The sequence below is a fragment of the Congregibacter brevis genome (assembly GCF_045689245.1).
GTDB lineage: Bacteria > Pseudomonadota > Gammaproteobacteria > Pseudomonadales > Halieaceae > Congregibacter > Congregibacter brevis.
On the sequence record NZ_CP136865.1, the window covers coordinates 1,627,341 to 1,643,866 of the forward strand.

A 16,526-nucleotide genomic window follows, 5' to 3' on the forward strand; every position below is an offset into this window, starting at 1 on the left:
CAGTCCAACACCCTCAATCCACGACTCGTGGCACGAGGTAAAGACCGTCTTCGGTCAACGGCGCGGTGGACTGCAGCGCCCCACGCTGATTTTCTTCGGTGACGATGTCTTCGCGCAGGGTTTGACGGTTGTCGAGAGGGTTCGCCATGGGCTCTACCCCGTCGGTCGGGGCAGCTTGAAGCTGCTCGAAGAGATCAAGTATCGCGTTGAAACTCACAGTGAGTTCTGGAAGCTCGTCGTCCTCGACGCGAAGCCGTGCAAGTTGTGCGATTTCTCGGATTGTGTCGCCGGATACGGACATTGCTTTATCTGTTGCTTAAGGTGTTGTTAAAAGTGGTAAATCAGCGGGATTGACGCTGGAAGTGCGGCGCACAATACAACATTTGTTTCTTGCCCAACACCCCCGTGGTTGATAACCTTGCGCCGCATAGAAACGCTGGATTGAAACTATAAAATCCATGCTGGTTGGTACATTTACCGTCACTTTACCTTTATTCAGGTAACAGAATTTCATGCTAAAAAAATTGCGTGGCATGTTCTCAAACGATCTCTCCATCGATCTTGGAACAGCCAACACCCTGATTTACGTCCGCGGTCAGGGCATTGTGCTCGATGAACCCTCGGTCGTTGCAATCCGTATTCACAATGGTCAGAAGACCATTGAAGCAGTCGGTACCGAAGCAAAACGTATGCTCGGACGGACGCCTGGGAACATTACGGCGATTCGGCCGCTAAAAGATGGCGTCATAGCCGATTTCCAGGTGACCGAGAAAATGCTTCAGCATTTCATAGCCAAAGTGCATGAAACCCGCTTTATCCGTCCCAGCCCTCGAGTCTTGGTGTGTGTGCCCTGTAAATCCACGCAGGTAGAGCGCCGCGCTATTCGAGAGTCGGCCCTTTCGGCGGGAGCTCGCGAAGTGCGTTTGATCGAAGAGCCTATGGCGGCCGCTATCGGTGCGGGTCTTGAGGTCGATGAGGCATCGGGCTGCATGGTCGTTGATGTAGGTGGTGGAACCACAGAGATTGCGATCATCTCTCTAAACGGTGTGGTTTACTCCGATTCAATTCGACTGGGTGGTGATCGCTTTGACGAAGCTATCGTGGCCTATGTGCGTCGGCGTTATGGAACCCTGATTGGTGATTCCACCGCCGAGAAAATCAAGCAGGAGGTGGGCTGCGCTTTTGCAGGCAGCGAGCTCCGAGAAATCGACGTCCGTGGTCGAAACCTCGCGGAGGGTGTCCCCAGAAGCTTTACGCTCAATAGTGACGAGATACTTGAATCTCTTCAGGATCCCTTGTCGTCAATTGTCCAGTCTGTGAAGTCCGCGCTGGAGCAGTCACCGCCTGAATTAGCCGCAGATATTGCCGAGAGCGGTATTGTCCTTACCGGTGGTGGCGCCTTGCTGAGAGATCTCGATAGACTGATCGCATCCGAGACCGGTTTACCGGTAGTGGTTGCTGAAGATCCTCTCACCTGCGTTGCGCGCGGTGGTGGTATGGCGATGGAACGTATGGACCGCCATACGATAGAATTACTCTCTACAGAGTAAACGCGGGCGGTATAAGCAATGCCCGCTTTGGGTGCTGCCAATCAAGCCGCTTTTCATACAGGAATCTAATCTCGGCCTAAGACTCTTTCTGGGTCTGGTACTGGTCGGTGCGTTGCTATTGGCCGATCTGCGCTACAGCGGTCTGGCGACCGTTCGCTCAGCGATCGATACCGCGCTCACGCCAATTTATCTCATCGCGGATATTCCCTCCGCGATCGGTGACTGGCAGGACAACACCATCCGGTCTCGTCAGCGTTTATTGGATGACAACGATCGATTACGAAGAGAAAATCTGGTGCTCCAAGGGCGCTCGCAACAACTAGCGTCTATGCAGGCTGACAACGCTCGGTTGCGCACGCTTTTAAACTCCACCGCTCTGTTGCGCGATGACGTGCTGGTCAGCGAGATCATTGGTGTCTCTCCGGATCCCGTGCGTCATCAACTCGTCCTGGACAAGGGCGCCGAGGCGGAGGTCTACCCGGGACAGCCTCTCATTGATGCCCAGGGCCTCATGGGGCAGGTGGTCGAGGTGGGTTTGACAACATCTCGCGTGCTGCTGGTTACGGATCCCACGCACTCGGTGCCTGTGCAGGTGAATCGCAACGGAGTACGTGCAGTGGCAGAAGGGGTGGGATCCCTGGATCAGCTGGCGGTGAATCATGTGACGGCGACGACCGATATTCTGGCGGGTGACTTGCTAGTCACTTCTGGGCTGGGAGGTCGGTTCCCCATCGGTTATCCGGTGGCCGTCGTGTCTGCAGTAGAGCGGAATCCCGGTGAAGCTTTTGCGCGCATTACCGCCACCCCTACGGCGGCACTGGACCGTGCTCGCCACGTGCTACTGGTGTTTAGTCAGTTGCCGGATGTTGAGCCAGTGCTTGAATCCCGAGCTATATCGAGTGAGTGAACGGGTTACCGCCTACTGGGTGATTGTTGCGTCTCTGTTGTTCGCGGCGGTGCTGGCGGTGATTCCCCTCACTCGCAGTTTGCTCTGGTGGCGTCCCGAATGGATTTTACTGGTATTGCTGTATTGGACCATCGCATTGCCCCATCGTGTTGGCCTGGTCACCGCTCTGGTTGTGGGTTTATTAGTCGACGTTATGGAAGGCGCCGTGCTGGGGCAAAACATGTTGTCCCTCGCAGTGGTAGTGACTCTGGCCCGTTTGATGTACCAGCGCCTGCGTGTCTTTACGCTTGTTCAGCAGGCGTCGGTAGTTTTCGTGTTTGTAGGACTCCATCAACTGGTGACGCAATGGTTGCAGGGACTCCAGGGCGGAGCTGCCCCGGGTTTCGGATTTCTCTTTCCCGCGTTGAGTACGGCATTACTTTGGCCCCTGTTGATGCCGGTCCTTCGCGAAGTGCGTCGTAGTTATAAGGTGAACTGATGGGTACCTTGTCGCCGACATTGGTTTTGGGTTCGGCGAGTCCGCGTCGGGCCGAGCTCCTAAGGCAGCTTGGCGCGAATTTCACGATTCGATCGGCTGATATAGACGAGACACCGATTCACGACGAACTGCCCAGAGACTACGTGCAGCGAATGGCGCGAGAAAAGTCCGAGGCTCTGGAATCCGGTAATGACACGGTGTTGCTCACCGCTGACACGACCGTTGTTCTCGACAACAAGAGTTTGGGTAAGCCCGCGGATTTTGCTGACGCGCAGACTATGCTCGAAGCGCTCAGTGGCCGAAGTCACGAAGTCTATACCGCCGTGTGTTTACGACAGGAAACACAGTGTAAGGCGGTTTTGGTTAGAACTCTCGTAGAGTTTGGGGAGTTGTCGGACCGTTTGATTAAAGACTACCTGGCGACGGATGAGCCCTGGGATAAGGCCGGCTCCTATGCGATTCAAGGGAAGGGCGGGAGTTTCGTGCGCCGCATCGACGGCAGTGTGAGTAATGTGATCGGTTTGCCCATGCTTGAGACCCGCGAATTGCTTATGCAGTTTGCGATTGCTCCTGTTTTGAAAGAGCCGGGAACATGAACGAGGAAATACTCGTCAATGCCACGCCCATGGAAGCGCGCGTTGCCGTTGTTGAGAATGGCGCTACCCAGGATATCTACATCGAGCGGCAATCGAGTCGCGGTACGGTGGGAAACATCTACGCGGGTCGCGTGGCAAGAGTTTTGCCCGGAATGCAGGCTGCTTTTGTAGATTTTGGATTTGAGCGTAGCGGGTTTCTTCACCTGAACGATGTACTGGGATCCAATGCGGCAGCGGAAGAGCGCATTGCTGATCACCTGCGAGAAGGACAGGTGATTACGGTACAGGTAGTCAAGGACCCGATCAGCAATAAGGGCGCCCGCCTGACCAGCCAGCTTTCGGTGTCTACACGTTACCTTGTCTACATGCCGCAAAGTGATCATGTGGGTGTGTCGCAACGAATTGACGACCCGGAAGAGCGCACCCGTTTACAGGAAGTACTTGCCTCCGCGCTTAGCGATGAGTCCATGGAGGAGGGTGGCTACATACTGCGGACCGCCGCGGAGGGTGCTGGAGACAGCGAGATTCGCGCGGATCTGAGGTTCCTTCAGCGCTTATGGGCTGTGGTTTCGCGCCGTGCGTTTGAAGCCAGGGGTCCTGAATTGCTCTATGAGGATCTGCCGCTGCAGCTGCGCGCAGTTCGCGATCTTGCGCGGTCGAGCGTTCAGCGCATTCTTGTGGACAGCCAGGATAACTACGCTTTGCTTAATGATTTCTGTCTTAAGTACATGCCAGAGGTGGCGAATCTGGTAGAGCTGTATGAGGGAGAACGACCGATCTTCGATCTCCACAGCGTAGAAGACGATATACAGCGCGCTTTGGCGCGTGTCGTTCCTCTTAAGAGCGGCGGATATCTGGTGATTGATCAAACCGAGGCGATGACGACTATCGATGTGAACACCGGCTCTTTTGTAGGGCGGCGCAATCAGGAGGAGACCTTATTCAAGACCAATCTTGAGGCAGCTACGGTCCTCGCCAGGCAGCTACGCCTTCGTAATCTTGGGGGGATCGTCATTGTCGATTTCATTGATATGCACGATGCGGAGCACCGCCGGCAAGTGCACCGTGCGCTAGAGAAAGCGATGGCGAGGGACCCAGCGCGAAACAAAATTACTGGTGTATCTGAGCTCGGTTTGATTGAGATGACTCGTAAGCGCACGCGCGAAAGTTTGGAACGGGTCCTCTGCGAAGATTGTCCAAGTTGTAACGGCAGGGGCGTACTCAAGTCCGCTGAAACGGTTTGTTATGAAATACTACGAGAGATTATGCGCGATGCGCGAGCTTACGAGACCGGTGGCCTGATGGTCTTGGCTTCACAGACTGTTGTTGAACGGCTGTTGGATGAGGAGTCCGCGAACGTTGGGGATCTGGAGTCATTTATAAAACGCAGTATCAGCTTTCGCGCGGAGCCCGACTACACTCAGGAGCAGTTCGACATTGTGTTGCTCTAGGAAAACAATAGAAGCGGGTCGTAGATGATGAACGACCCCCACCACGACGAAAGCCTGCCCCTCCGGGGCTTTCACGCTCTGGCGCCTTGGGCGTGGCGTTTGCTTGTTGTTCTTGTGGTGCTTCTGGCTATGTATGTGGCGGCTGGACGATTTCTCATGCAGCAGATGCCGGCGCTTCGCGATCCTGTGCTCACGCAGATCAACAAGCAGCTTCCGTTTAACGTCACCGTCGGAAGCCTTTCGGGCGGCTGGGATGCTTTTAGCCCGGAGTTGAGTTTTACCCAGTTGCGTATTACCCAAGACGATGAGCAGACGCCCCCCATTCTCATAGGACAGGGGTCTTTGCGGCTTGATGTACCCGGTAGTCTTCTTGCGGGTAGCCTTCAGTTATCTCGCATGGACGTTGCCGGTCTTGCAGTGGACGCGCGGCTTACGGCAGATGGTGCAATTGAGATCGTGGGTTTTGCTTCGGGCGGCGGTGGTGCCCTTAAAGGCTGGCTGGAGGACTTTCTTCCCACTGTCGAGCGCGTTGCTCTATCTGAAAACGCGCTGACGCTGGAAACCCCCAATGGTCGTGTCGGCCTCACCGTTGACGTGCTACTGGAACGAGAAGGCAATGCTCGCCGCCTCCACGGCATGATCGAGGGAGACAGCATCAGTCTTGAGGTCAATGCGGAGGGTGTTGGAAACCCACTGCGACCACTTTCCTGGACGGGTGATGTCTACGTCGATGCCAACAGCAGTGATCTCGCTGCACTGAGTGATATCTGGAGCAGCCTGGATTTGCCTTTCCGCCTTGCGGGATCGGCGAGCGCGCAATTTTGGTTGAGTCGCGCCGAAGGAGACTCCACAGCAAAGATGCGTTGGGATGGCGCCGACCTTCAATTGGATGAACCCGATGGGGCTTGGTCTTTGCCCTTGGACGCGCTGTCCTTTGAGGCGGCGTTAGAGCAGCGCGCGCGTCACTGGAGTCTACTGACAGAAGACTTTCACATTGAACGAGCGGAGCAGTCTTTGAACTTGGATCGCGCGCAGTTCGACTGGTGGGGTCAGGCAATGCGTATTCGAGCCAGCGACCTGGGTTTGTCTGCGCTGCCAACACTACTTGCCGCAGCGCCTGGCTTGCCTCAGGGTTTTCGCGACGTTTTGCCGACTCTGGCGCCATCGGGAACTCTAAGTGTTGTCGAGCTGCGTTTAGACGATCTTTCGGACCCGGCAAATAGCTGGCAGCTGCGGAGTATCGTTGAAGACCTCAGTGTTGATAGCTGGCGAAACACACCGGCACTTACGGGTGTCACCGGCTACCTTGAGTTAGCTCCGGGGAACGGGCAGTTAAAGCTGGATGCCACGGACTTCAGCATGCACTACCCCTCGGTGTATCGGGAACCTCTGCGATACACCGATGCTCTTGGCGATGTTTACCTAAAGTGGGACGGCTCCGGCCTGCGAATTGACAGCGGACTTATGCGTCTGGCTGGCGAAGAGGGTCGGGCGAATGGACTGTTTGCCGTTGATATACCCTTCAGCGAACGGGTAACGGGAGTGGAGCTCGAGCTGCTCATCGGTCTTCGGAATTCCCAAGTACAGGAGCGAGCCAAATATCTGCCGTTTACTTTGCCTGGGCCGCTTCTGGGTTGGTTGGACCGAAGTATCGTAGCGGGAAGTGTGGAGCGCGCCGGCTTCGTTTGGCGAGGGAGCACGCGTCGTCGCAATGTCCCTCATATGACCGTGCAATTGTTTTTGGATACTAGCGAAGCCACCCTGATTTACGACCCCTCTTGGCCAACGCTAACCGAGGTCACCGGTACTATCTGGGTTGATGATGGCCGAACCTGGGGACGTATACCTACGGCGAAAAGTGAAGGCGCTGAGGTTTCTGATCTTATGGTGCGCGTTTTGCCGCAGTCGCCCGGCGCTTTGCTGGATGTCGCGGGCCGTATTATCGGGCCAGCCAGTGCCGCTCATGTGTTGCTCAGCAATTCACCACTTCGCGATGTCACAAACGGCGTATTCGCGGACTGGGGCTTCAGCGGCTCAGTTGATGGCGATTTGGCTCTGACTTTACCGATCGGTGACGGGTCTAAGCTTCCCGAGGTTGATCTCAGCCTGGAGCTCACGGGCGCTTCCGCAGATATCAATCAGCTCAGTCTCACCGTTGATCAAGTTCATGGAACGCTTCGCTACCGAACGGGGGAAGGCTTTGCGGGCAGCGAGCTCCGTGGCGACCTTCTTGGGGGGAGTGTGGCTCTGAGCGCGGCGGAAGGCATCGAGCGTGTGGTCGATGTTGGGAGCGGAGGTGATCCTACGTTGTCGAAAGGAATGGATCTGTCGCTTGCCGGTGAAATCGACACAGGATCAGTGTCGCGGTGGCTGGACCAACCCTTGCTGGGTTTTGCTTCGGGGATGACGCCGTTTTCGGCGGAGCTTTTGTTGAGTGACAAATCTGACCCCCGATTCCATCTACGGTCTGAGTTGCTGGGGGTGACCATCGATGCTCCCAGACCCTTTGGAAAACTGTCGGACCAGGCGCTCCCGCTAGCAATGGCCATCCCCCTCAAACCCGACCCTGTGATGTCGCTGAATCTGGGCGAGCGATTAGCTATGGAGCTGGTATTTGCCCAGGATAGCCTTCGCCAGTTGGTAGCGATGGTAGGCGGCGCTCCCGTGGATTTAGATAACTGTGAGCAGCGTTTCTGTCTCAGCGGCACCGTGTCGTCTCTGGATATCACCCAGTGGAGCGAGTTTTACAATCACTACAGTCGTTATATTGACGAATCGCAGCGAGGAAACTCTCAGGAGTCAGTAGCAGAAGACAGCGCGTTGGAGGTAACGACTGCTATTACCGTCAATGATGCGAGCGTAAATACAGATACCCCTCTGAGTTATCAAATCGATTCACTGGAGATAGGTGAGCTTAGTCTCGGGAGCCGCGGCTTTGGTCGCTCGCGCGTGGATCTCTGGGGCGTGGAAAACTTGTGGCAGGGTGCCATTGAATCTGACTCCGTGCAGGGTAGCCTGACCCGAGAGAATGATGAGTTGCTCCTGCTGCTGGAGCACCTCGACATGGGTAGTTTCGGCGAAGGTGATCCTCTAACGCTTGCGCAAGTGCGGGCGACTGTGCCGAGTATGCGCGTCGACATACTAGAGCTTCGAAGTGAGGAACGTGTTTTCGGCGGCGTGGGCTTTGATTTAAACACCGAGCATTCCGATGGCTCGCTCTACGCCACGGGTATCGAGGGCGATCTTTGGGGTATGCAGCTCGATGATCCTCAGCCCGGTATGTTGCGTTGGTATGAAGTGGGTGGCGAAGAGGGTGGCGAAGAGGGAAGCGACGAGTTTACGGCTTTGGAGGTCGACGCGGTCTACACAGATCTCGGCGCGGTGATGACGGCCGCAGGCTTTGCTCCAACCTTGGAAACCGAAGCGGGCTCCATGTCTCTGCGCCTTCGCTGGCCGGGTCCACCTACCTCCTATGGCGTGATCGCCGCACAGGGCTCGGTGGCCCTTGAGGCGCGAAATGGACGGCTCTTGGAATCCGGGCCAGGTGCCCTGTCTATGATCAGCTTTCTTAACTTTGCAGAAATACTGCGGGGGCTTAGCCTGAGTCACATGTTTGAGTCCGGCATTCCCTTTGTGACGGCGAGTACCCAGCTCTATCTGCGGCAAGGAACGCTGGAGGTGGCAGATTTGCAGATCGATGGCGCTGCCAGCGCTTTTGCGTTCACGGGCGTTAGCGATTTGGAGCTGGGGAGTATTAATGGCGAATTACTGGTGACATTGCCCGTGGCGAACAATCTGCCTTGGGTGGCCGCGCTTGCCGCGGGCCCGGCCGTCGCTGCGGGGGTGTTCGTTGTAAGTAAGGTTTTTGAAAAGCAGGTGAACCGGATGTCCTCGGCGGTCTACGAGGTATCCGGTCCTATTGAAACGCCAGCGGTTAACTTTAGCCGTCTTTTTGACGACAAAATCACTCCGCGGAATGAAGCTCCCGAAGATAGCGAAAAAGGCGTCGACTAGCCGCTGGCGGCTTTTCTGCCGCTGCTTCCCGTTGAGCATCACGAATAAGCTGTCGAAGCTGTTGTCGGTCGGCGTCCGGGTATTTCTCGAGGACTTGCCCCAACGCTTTGTCGCCATCGCGAACCAAACTGTCTCTCAATACTTCCAGATCCTGAAAGGCACGAGTTTCCTGCAGTCGCGATTGATAAAGGGCGTCGAGGGCTTTCTGTAGCGGCTCGGGATCGATGCGTCTCATAAGCTTGCCAATGTACTGGCGATGACGCCGCAGAGCGCTGTGATGTTTGATGCGTGATGTCTCTTCAATAGCAGCTAGTAAATCTTCGTCATTGATCGGAATTCTGCTAAGTTCCTTAGGGCTTAGCGCACACAAAGCTTCCCCCAGTTCTTGGCGAGCTGTCATCTCTCGTTTACGTGCTGACTTGCTCGGTCCTTCTTCGAACTCCAGTTCCGAATCCAGCTCTTCATCGCCAATTGCGAGTGGCTTCTTCTTACCTCGTTGGGGTTTAGGCATAGAACACCGTCGCCAGTCCAAGAAACGACATAAATCCCACCACGTCCGTTACGGTTGTTAAAACAACCCCGCCAGCCAGGGCGGGGTCTATCTTCATGCGCTGAAGCATCAGCGGTAAAACGGCCCCGGTTGCTCCTGCGGTGACCAGGTTGATGACAATGGCCAGAGCGATAACAAGCCCCAGCGTCGTGTCTTGAAACCACAGTGAAGCGGCTACAGCAACGACCAGAGCCCACAAAACTCCATTTAGCGCCGCCGATGCTAACTCACGACTGACGAGCCAGCGCGCGTTACTGCGGTTAACTTGCCCCACAGCGAGGGAACGCACCAGTACTGTGAGCGTCTGGGTGCCGGCGATACCCCCCATGGAGGCAACGATCGGCATAAGCACCGCAAGAGCGACTACTTTTTCGATGGTGTCCTGAAACAGATTAATCACAGAAGCAGCGATAAAAGCTGTTAGTAGGTTGATGCCCAGCCACAGCGCACGACGTCGTGCGGTTTTAACGGCTGGGGCAAATGTGTCGTCGTCTTCGTCCAGGCCCGCCATTGACATCAGGGAGTGATCACCATCATCGCGGATGACGTCGACGATGTCGTCGATAGTGATTCGACCGACTACTACGCCATCATCATCTACCACGGGCGCCGACACCCAGTCATTGCGCTCAAAGAGGCGCGCGACGTCACTGTCTGGCATATCGGTATTGATGGGCTTGCGCTTGGTCAACATGAGTTCACGCACGGAGCTACCGGGGTCAGAAACTAACAGCGTGCGAACTGGGAGTAGCCCTACATAGTGATCATCGCGACTTACCACGATGAGCGTGTCGGTCATTTCTGGTATTTCTTCGTGACGCCTTAGAAAGCGCAGCACCACATCTAAGGTCACATCGGCTCTAATAGAAATGGTGTCCGTGTTCATGAGGCCACCGGCGGTGTCCTCGTCGTAGACCATCACGCGTTCGAGACGGGATCGGTCCTGCTCATCCATCTCGTCCAGCACTTGCTGGGTGAAAGCCTCGGGTAGCTGCTGAAGAATATCCGCGACGTCGTCGTCATCGAGCTCTTCAGTAATCTGAGCGACCTGATCGGGCCCCATGGTTTGGAGGAAGTCGAGCTTTAGCTCCTCTCCAAGTTCGTTGAGAACCTCTGCTTCCTGGGAGCCTTCCAGTAGCTGCCAAAGGACATGACGGTAGCGTGGGGGGGAAGACTCGAGAATGTGGGCGACTTCCCCGGGTTCCATAACACGGATACGCCGACGAACATCGACCAAAGTCCCGCTTTCCAGAGCTCGGGAAACGCTATCTCTAGAGCGTTTCTGATCTTCCTGAAGTGTGTTCATTCGCCTTCGCCAAAGAAGTCATTGACCAAGTCGTGAATAGCCTCCGTCGCCTCGGCTTCGTCACGGCCATCTGCTCGAAGCGTTAATGTGCTGCCCTGTCCGGCGGCTAACATCATGACTGACATGATGCTCTTGCCATCAACCCATTGCTCGTCTTTACCTACCTCTATTTTGCTGCCAAAACGGCTCGCGCAACTCACAAACTTGGAGGCAGCTCGGGCGTGCAAGCCAAGTTTGTTGATGATTTTGAGTTCGCTTTCAATCACGTTGATGCCTACTGAAGCTCTCGATGACGGAGCTGTAGCTGCGAAAGCTGACCCTGAAAATGAGCATGGAGTCGATGTGCCATGTAGACGGAGCGATGTTGTCCGCCCGTACATCCCAGGGCGACGGTGAGATAACTGCGGCTACTCTTTTGATAAGCGGGCACCCAGCGCTCTATAAAGCCTGCTATGTCATCAAAGAGTTGCTGTGTGATCTCGTGGCCTTCGAGGTACTCAACCACCGCCGGGTCTTCACCGGTTTTCTTACGAAGCTCTGGTGACCAGTGAGGGTTTGGCAGAAGACGCAGATCAAAAATGAGATCGGCATCGCCCGGGACGCCACGCTTAAAGCCGAAGGATTGAAACAAAATCGCCATTTCTTCTGCTTCTGAACCTACCAGCCTTTGGCGAATGGCGTCCCGTAACTCATAGATTGTCATGGCCCGGGTATCGAGGGTCAGTGTGGCTTGCGCGGCTAAGGGGTCCAGAAGTTCGCTTTCATAGCGAATGGCTTCAGCCAGCGGCAGATTCTCGTTGGTTAGAGGGTGCCGCCTACGTGTCTCGCTAAAGCGCTTGATGAGCGTCGCTTCATCAGCATCCAGATAGAGGATCCGGTGCTGCACTTCTTCGGGAAGAGACTCCAGCGTTGCGTTAAACCCCTGCAAATCTCGAAAAGCGTTGCGAGCATCGATACATACAGCTATTCCGCGGAAATGATCCGGTAAACCGGGGCCGGTGTCGCGGACCAGTGCAGGCAAAAGTGACGCAGGGAGGTTATCAATGGCGTAATAGCCCTCGTCTTCAAGCTGGTGCAGAGCGGTACTTTTACCGGAGCCCGAGCGACCACTGATGATGATCAAGTCCACTACCGGCTGCCTGAGTTCCAGTTGCTTGCAGTCTCAAAGAGAGACTCGTTACTGGTGCAGCCTCTGAGCGCATCGCAAAAATCCGGTTGCGAAAAAAGTCGTGCAAGATCGGCGAGGAGGTTCAGGTGTTCCTGCGTGGCTTCGCTGGGCACCACCAAGGCAAAGATCAAGTCAACCTCATCATCATCCGGCGCGTCGAAATCCCCGCTGCTAGAGAGGGTTAGAAGCACGCCACAAGGGGTTTCACAGTCGTTTAGGCGGCAATGGGGGATAGCGATACCGTTGCCAAGGGCGGTACTACCAAGCTTCTCTCTGGCGAGCATTCCGGCGACTAACTCGTCGGGATGGAACTCATCTTTTTCGCTCCCCAGAACGTCGGCTACGAGTTCAAACAGGCGTTTCTTTCCGCCGCCGGGAATCTGACAAAGGCTCCGCGAGGGCGTCAGCAAATCGCTGACAATATTCGCGGCATGGGATAGATCTTGGCTCATGGTGTGTATCGCTTGCATTGGTTACTTCGTAGGCGCCCCGCGGCGCTCAGTGGGGTCGATTCTTTTCTTTGTGCTTGATCAGTTGCCGGTCAAGTTTGTCCACCAGAGCGTCGATCGCCGCGTACATGTCTTCTGAGTCGGCTGCGGCAAACAGGTCTTTTCCGGCGATGTGCACAGTGGCCTCGGCCTTCTGTACCATTTTTTCTACGATGAGCGTCACCTCCGACTTACTAATCTGGCTGTAATGCCGCTGCAAACGCTCAAACTTGGCCTCTACATACTCCCGTAGGGCATCCGTGACGTCGACGTGGTGTCCGCTGATTACAATTTGCATGCGCTTCTCCTTGTTTTAGTTTTGCTACGTCAGTGTCGATCTGTTCTGGCGCTTCGCCGCGCCGATTCGTCTAAACAAGCCTCTTTCGCTCATTCGACGGTGGGATGCTGAGGCTGTCCCGGTATTTTGCGATGGTTCTTCGGGCCACTTGAATTCCCTGGCCTTCTAACAGTTCTGCCAACTTGCTGTCGGACAACGGCTTACGAGGGTTCTCCGCTGCGATAAGTTTTCTAATCAGGGCGCGAATTGCTGTTGATGAGCAGGCGCCACCACTGGTAGTCGCCACATGGCTGGAGAAAAAGTACTTGAGTTCGAAAATACCCCGCGGGGTGTGCATGTACTTCCGCGTGGTGACCCTCGAGATGGTCGACTCATGCATTTCTACGGCCTCTGCGATGTCATGTAACACCAGGGGCTTCATTGCTTCTTCTCCGTATTCGAGGAAGTTGCGCTGGCGTCTTACTATCTCTGTAGACACCTTCATCATGGTTTCGTTTCGACTCTGGAGGCTTTTAAGGAACCACTTAGCTTCCTGTAAGTTATCCCGGAGGTAGCTGTTGTCGGCGCTGTTATCGGCACGCTTAATCATGCCAGCGTAATGATCGTTGATGCGCAGACGCGGGGCGGTGTCGGGATTGAGCTCTACAACCCAGCGACCTTCTTTACGACTGACAAAAACGTCCGGCACGATGTATTCGGTGTCATCGTCGCCAAACTGCTTGCCTGGCAGAGGGTCCAGGGACTGTACGAGTTTCAGCGCGCCACGCAGGTCATCCTCAGATAGCTTCATGCGCCGCATGATTTGCGCGTAGTCACCGCTACTGAGTTGATTGAGATGACGATTGATTAAGATCTTCGCCTGATCCAGCCACGGAGTATCGGGCTCTATTTGCTTAAGCTGTAACTGGAGGCACTCCTGCAGATCTCTTGCGAAAACGCCCACGGGTTCAAACTGCTGTAAGGCATGGAGTACGGCCGTTACTTCCTCTTGCTCAACTTCCAGCTCTGGCGGGAACAGCTCAAGCATGTCTTCTACGGTGCTGTTAAAGCGGCCGTTGGCATCTGTGGCGTCGATAATTGCCAAAGCCACAATACGGTCGCTATCGGATAGCCGAGTCAGGTTCAACTGCCAGCGTAGGTGATCCTGAAGACTCTCACTGCTGCGGTTGCGGCTGTCAAAGTCGAAGTCTTCTCCGCCGCCTCCATCGGAGGGCGGAGGCGCGCTTGAGGGGAGGATGTCTTCCCATTGGGTGTCCACGGGCAGGTCATCAGGCATGTTGGGCTCAAACTCACCCTCTGCCGAGGCCTCATCAACATTGGTACTGCGTTCGGGGTTATCGAGGGGGCCTTCGTGGTTTCCCGAATCGTCACTGCTGGACGTTTCCGGAGTGTCAGCCTGATCTTCTTCTACCTCAAGCATGGGGTTTTCTTGCAGCGCCTGCTCAATTTCCTGCTGTAAGTCCAATGTGCTGAGTTGCAGCAGACGGATCGCCTGTTGCAACTGCGGCGTCATCGTCAGCTGTTGACCGAGCTTAAGGTGTAATCCCTGCTTCATCGCGCACTAGTCCCGCTTAATTGCGCTACGCACCTGCGGTCTAAAGCCGCTTTCGAATGCGCTATTACGTACGCTATCGCCTCAACAAGGCGGTCGCACATCCCCAATTTAGGCTGGTTCAATGCCAGCCTTATATCGTCAGTGTAGGCTTGCGCTAAGGTCCACGCAACGTCTTGGCGCATTTATTGCATTGTGGTAGTGCGATGGAGGTTTTATGGGGGCAGGGAGACGAAAGGCCACGTAAGGAAAACGCAAAAATTCATCGCGCGTTTTCCCATCGCTTACAAGCGGAAGTTTTCGCCGAGGTAAGTCTTTCGCACTTTAGCGTTGTCGAGAACGTCTTCCGGGCTGCCCTCAGCAATGATGTGACCTTCGCCAACAATGTAAGCGGTCTCGCAGATATCCAGCGTTTCCCGAACATTGTGGTCGGTAATCAGAACGCCAATACCTCGGGATTGAAGGTGACGAATGATGTTTTTAATGTCACCTACGGAGATGGGGTCAACACCGGCAAAGGGTTCATCCAGAAGAATGAACTTGGGTTCCATGGCCAGGGCTCGCGCAATCTCCACGCGACGCCGTTCCCCTCCGGACAGAGCCTGTCCAAGGCTCTCTTTGAGGTGGCCCACATGGAACTCTTCAAGAAGCTCATCCCGGCGTTTTTGACGTTCCGCACGATTCAGATCTTTGCGGGTTTCAAGAATGGCTAAGATATTGTCCCCGACGCTCATACGCCGAAAAATGGAGGCCTCTTGCGGTAGATAGCCGATACCGCGACGAGCGCGTTCGTGCATGGGCAGCGCCGTGATGCTTTTCTCGTCGATGAGTATGTCGCCAGCATCTGAGGCCACGATTCCGACGATCATGTAGAAGCAGGTGGTTTTTCCCGCGCCGTTGGGACCCAGTAGTCCTACAACCTGCGCGCTTTGCACCTCGAGGCTGACATCGCGTACTACCTTGCGCCCGCGATACGCTTTCGCGAGGTTACGCGCCGTCAGGGTCGCCATCGACGCCTCCCGAAGCATCCTGCGTGGGCGGGATTGAGGTGTTGTTTACTGCGGAAGATTCCGGCTCGGCGTTGTCGCTGGATTCTGCCTCAATCACTGCAGCGGGTATGATGACTTGCACTCGGCCATTAGCATCGTCAGAGTCTGCGTCAGCGCGGACGCGCTGCTCGGCCATGAAATAGTCAATGGACTCACCGCTGACCACCGCGCCGTCTTGTTCGATCACCGCAGCTTCACGCAGCTGCACCCACTCGCGAGATTTTTGATACACGATGCGTCCCGCACTTGCAGTGACAAAACCTTTGTCGATCTCGGGTTGCTGTCGCAGGGTTGCGGGCTCGCCGATGGCGATGATGCGATCGGCGGCCTCGCTATCATGAAAAATCGTAATTTTGTCCGCCGTAATGTGCAGGCTGCCCTGCTGCATGATCACGTCACCGCTGTAGACTGTGAATCCAGCCCGCTCATCGCGCACGGCGCGCGCGGCAGTTATCTCGATAGACTGTAATCGATCATCAGGTAAGGCCAGGGCTAAACCTGGTGCCAGTAGTCCCGTAAACACTAGGCATAGGGCGAACACCGCTGACGTCGCACAGAGCATATGCGCATTCAAGGACTTAATTCTCTGGAACATACACAGTTCTGACAGCGCCGCTTAGGGAAGCGACCTGGCGGCTGAGGTTAATGTAGATCTGGTCCGCGATAGTTTCGTTGTCTGCTTGCCAGATCCGAACGCTTGCAGTGCTTCGCGCCGCTTGCTTGGGCATGTTGATAATCATGCGGTCGGTGAGAAACTGCACGTTCTCCGTGTCGTACTGGAGACGTACTTCCTGATCCAACACGAGAACCTCGGTCGTCTCGCGTAGCTGGCCAGTTTGGGCGCTGGCGAACCACTCGCCGTCTGCTGTGTAGTTGTAACGCTTAGGTTCATCCAGCTCGATGATGCCTTCGCTCGGAAAGCGTCGTAACGATGTTGCCTGCGTGTTCCCCTGCAATGCGCCCGTTACGTCAAAGTCATTCACTGATACATCTTGGGCATAACTCTGGGGGATGCGCGCGTCAGTCTTTGGCGCAGCACTTTCTGTGATCAATCGGGGGGTGGGGGCGAGCAGCGTGTAGAGCAATAAACCAGCGCAGAGAAGTAGCGGAATAGACAAG

At 55.4% G+C, this 16,526-nt stretch carries 17 protein-coding genes; 6 read left to right on the forward strand and 11 right to left on the reverse strand.

Features of this window, described 5'->3' with window-relative positions; genetic code table 11:
• Nucleotides 1-13 precede the first annotated feature (13 nt).
• Nucleotides 14-301 (reverse strand): Asp-tRNA(Asn)/Glu-tRNA(Gln) amidotransferase subunit GatC, encoded by a 288-nt coding sequence (gene gatC, locus R0137_RS07120; RefSeq protein ID WP_407329654.1) that lies wholly within the window; start codon nucleotides 299-301, stop codon nucleotides 14-16.
• A gap of 211 nt (nucleotides 302-512) precedes the next feature.
• Here gatC and R0137_RS07125 point away from each other — a divergent pair, with 211 nt between their 5' ends.
• The 6 genes from R0137_RS07125 to R0137_RS07150 are packed head-to-tail and all read left to right on the forward strand — an operon-like array spanning nucleotide 513 to nucleotide 8,996.
• Nucleotides 513-1,550, forward strand: a complete 1,038-nt coding sequence (locus R0137_RS07125; protein WP_405273670.1) for a rod shape-determining protein — start codon at nucleotides 513-515, stop codon at nucleotides 1,548-1,550.
• A gap of 31 nt (nucleotides 1,551-1,581) precedes the next feature.
• Nucleotides 1,582-2,457, forward strand: a complete 876-nt coding sequence (gene mreC, locus R0137_RS07130; protein ID WP_407329656.1) for a rod shape-determining protein MreC — start codon at nucleotides 1,582-1,584, stop codon at nucleotides 2,455-2,457.
• On the forward strand, nucleotides 2,450-2,935 hold the full coding sequence (gene mreD, locus R0137_RS07135) for a rod shape-determining protein MreD (protein WP_407329657.1): 486 nt from the start codon (nucleotides 2,450-2,452) through the stop codon (nucleotides 2,933-2,935). Before mreC ends, mreD begins: the two co-directional genes overlap by 8 nt.
• Nucleotides 2,935-3,531 (forward strand): Maf family protein, encoded by a 597-nt coding sequence (locus tag R0137_RS07140; RefSeq protein WP_407329659.1) that lies wholly within the window; start codon nucleotides 2,935-2,937, stop codon nucleotides 3,529-3,531. Before mreD ends, R0137_RS07140 begins: the two co-directional genes overlap by 1 nt.
• Nucleotides 3,528-4,982, forward strand: a complete 1,455-nt coding sequence (gene rng, locus R0137_RS07145; RefSeq protein WP_407329661.1) for a ribonuclease G — start codon at nucleotides 3,528-3,530, stop codon at nucleotides 4,980-4,982. Before R0137_RS07140 ends, rng begins: the two co-directional genes overlap by 4 nt.
• 24 nt (nucleotides 4,983-5,006) lie before the next feature.
• Nucleotides 5,007-8,996, forward strand: coding sequence for a YhdP family protein (locus R0137_RS07150; protein ID WP_407329663.1), 3,990 nt, complete (start codon nucleotides 5,007-5,009; stop codon nucleotides 8,994-8,996).
• Here the strand turns inward: R0137_RS07150 and yjgA are convergent.
• The 10 genes from yjgA to lptC all read right to left on the reverse strand — a co-directional run bounded on the left by yjgA (nucleotide 8,947) and on the right by lptC (nucleotide 16,525).
• Complete coding sequence (yjgA, locus tag R0137_RS07155; protein WP_407329664.1) at nucleotides 8,947-9,507, reverse strand: ribosome biogenesis factor YjgA; 561 nt, start codon at nucleotides 9,505-9,507, stop codon at nucleotides 8,947-8,949. The two genes, R0137_RS07150 and yjgA, sit on opposite strands and share 50 nt — an antisense overlap.
• The gene (mgtE, locus tag R0137_RS07160) at nucleotides 9,500-10,852 is read right to left on the reverse strand and encodes a magnesium transporter (protein WP_407329666.1); all 1,353 of its coding nucleotides are present in this window, start codon (nucleotides 10,850-10,852) and stop codon (nucleotides 9,500-9,502) included. The genes yjgA and mgtE overlap by 8 nt, the downstream gene beginning before the upstream one ends.
• Nucleotides 10,849-11,118, reverse strand: coding sequence for an HPr family phosphocarrier protein (locus R0137_RS07165; protein ID WP_407329667.1), 270 nt, complete (start codon nucleotides 11,116-11,118; stop codon nucleotides 10,849-10,851). The genes mgtE and R0137_RS07165 overlap by 4 nt, the downstream gene beginning before the upstream one ends.
• A gap of 8 nt (nucleotides 11,119-11,126) precedes the next feature.
• A complete protein-coding gene (rapZ, locus tag R0137_RS07170; RefSeq protein ID WP_407329669.1) occupies nucleotides 11,127-11,981 on the reverse strand; it encodes an RNase adapter RapZ in 855 nt (284 codons plus the stop codon).
• On the reverse strand, nucleotides 11,981-12,472 hold the full coding sequence (locus R0137_RS07175; RefSeq protein ID WP_407329671.1) for a PTS sugar transporter subunit IIA: 492 nt from the start codon (nucleotides 12,470-12,472) through the stop codon (nucleotides 11,981-11,983). The genes rapZ and R0137_RS07175 overlap by 1 nt, the downstream gene beginning before the upstream one ends.
• A gap of 46 nt (nucleotides 12,473-12,518) precedes the next feature.
• Nucleotides 12,519-12,806: a ribosome hibernation-promoting factor, HPF/YfiA family gene (gene hpf / locus R0137_RS07180; RefSeq protein ID WP_405273658.1), complete on the reverse strand. Its 288-nt coding sequence runs from the start codon at nucleotides 12,804-12,806 to the stop codon at nucleotides 12,519-12,521.
• Between the two features lie 70 nt (nucleotides 12,807-12,876).
• Nucleotides 12,877-14,361, reverse strand: coding sequence for an RNA polymerase factor sigma-54 (locus R0137_RS07185; RefSeq protein WP_407329673.1), 1,485 nt, complete (start codon nucleotides 14,359-14,361; stop codon nucleotides 12,877-12,879).
• 281 nt (nucleotides 14,362-14,642) lie between these two features.
• Entirely contained in the window at nucleotides 14,643-15,368 is a 726-nt protein-coding gene (gene lptB, locus R0137_RS07190; protein WP_407329674.1) for an LPS export ABC transporter ATP-binding protein, read from the reverse strand.
• Nucleotides 15,346-16,002: a lipopolysaccharide transport periplasmic protein LptA gene (gene lptA, locus R0137_RS07195; RefSeq protein WP_407329676.1), complete on the reverse strand. Its 657-nt coding sequence runs from the start codon at nucleotides 16,000-16,002 to the stop codon at nucleotides 15,346-15,348. The genes lptB and lptA overlap by 23 nt, the downstream gene beginning before the upstream one ends.
• Nucleotides 15,986-16,525: an LPS export ABC transporter periplasmic protein LptC gene (gene lptC / locus R0137_RS07200; protein WP_407329678.1), complete on the reverse strand. Its 540-nt coding sequence runs from the start codon at nucleotides 16,523-16,525 to the stop codon at nucleotides 15,986-15,988. The genes lptA and lptC overlap by 17 nt, the downstream gene beginning before the upstream one ends.
• Nucleotide 16,526: the final 1 nt, after the last annotated feature.

Coding starts and splice junctions, on each gene's coding strand:
- gatC (WP_407329654.1), bottom strand. CDS start 301: ATGTCCGTATCCGGCGACACAATCCGAGAAATCGCACAACTTGCACGG.
- R0137_RS07125 (WP_405273670.1), top strand. CDS start 513: ATGCTAAAAAAATTGCGTGGCATGTTCTCAAACGATCTCTCCATCGAT.
- R0137_RS07140 (WP_407329659.1), top strand. CDS start 2,935: ATGGGTACCTTGTCGCCGACATTGGTTTTGGGTTCGGCGAGTCCGCGT.
- rng (WP_407329661.1), top strand. CDS start 3,528: ATGAACGAGGAAATACTCGTCAATGCCACGCCCATGGAAGCGCGCGTT.
- R0137_RS07150 (WP_407329663.1), top strand. CDS start 5,007: ATGATGAACGACCCCCACCACGACGAAAGCCTGCCCCTCCGGGGCTTT.
- yjgA (WP_407329664.1), bottom strand. CDS start 9,507: ATGCCTAAACCCCAACGAGGTAAGAAGAAGCCACTCGCAATTGGCGAT.
- mgtE (WP_407329666.1), bottom strand. CDS start 10,852: ATGAACACACTTCAGGAAGATCAGAAACGCTCTAGAGATAGCGTTTCC.
- R0137_RS07175 (WP_407329671.1), bottom strand. CDS start 12,472: ATGAGCCAAGATCTATCCCATGCCGCGAATATTGTCAGCGATTTGCTG.
- hpf (WP_405273658.1), bottom strand. CDS start 12,806: ATGCAAATTGTAATCAGCGGACACCACGTCGACGTCACGGATGCCCTA.
- R0137_RS07185 (WP_407329673.1), bottom strand. CDS start 14,361: ATGAAGCAGGGATTACACCTTAAGCTCGGTCAACAGCTGACGATGACG.
- lptB (WP_407329674.1), bottom strand. CDS start 15,368: ATGGCGACCCTGACGGCGCGTAACCTCGCGAAAGCGTATCGCGGGCGC.
- lptA (WP_407329676.1), bottom strand. CDS start 16,002: ATGTTCCAGAGAATTAAGTCCTTGAATGCGCATATGCTCTGTGCGACG.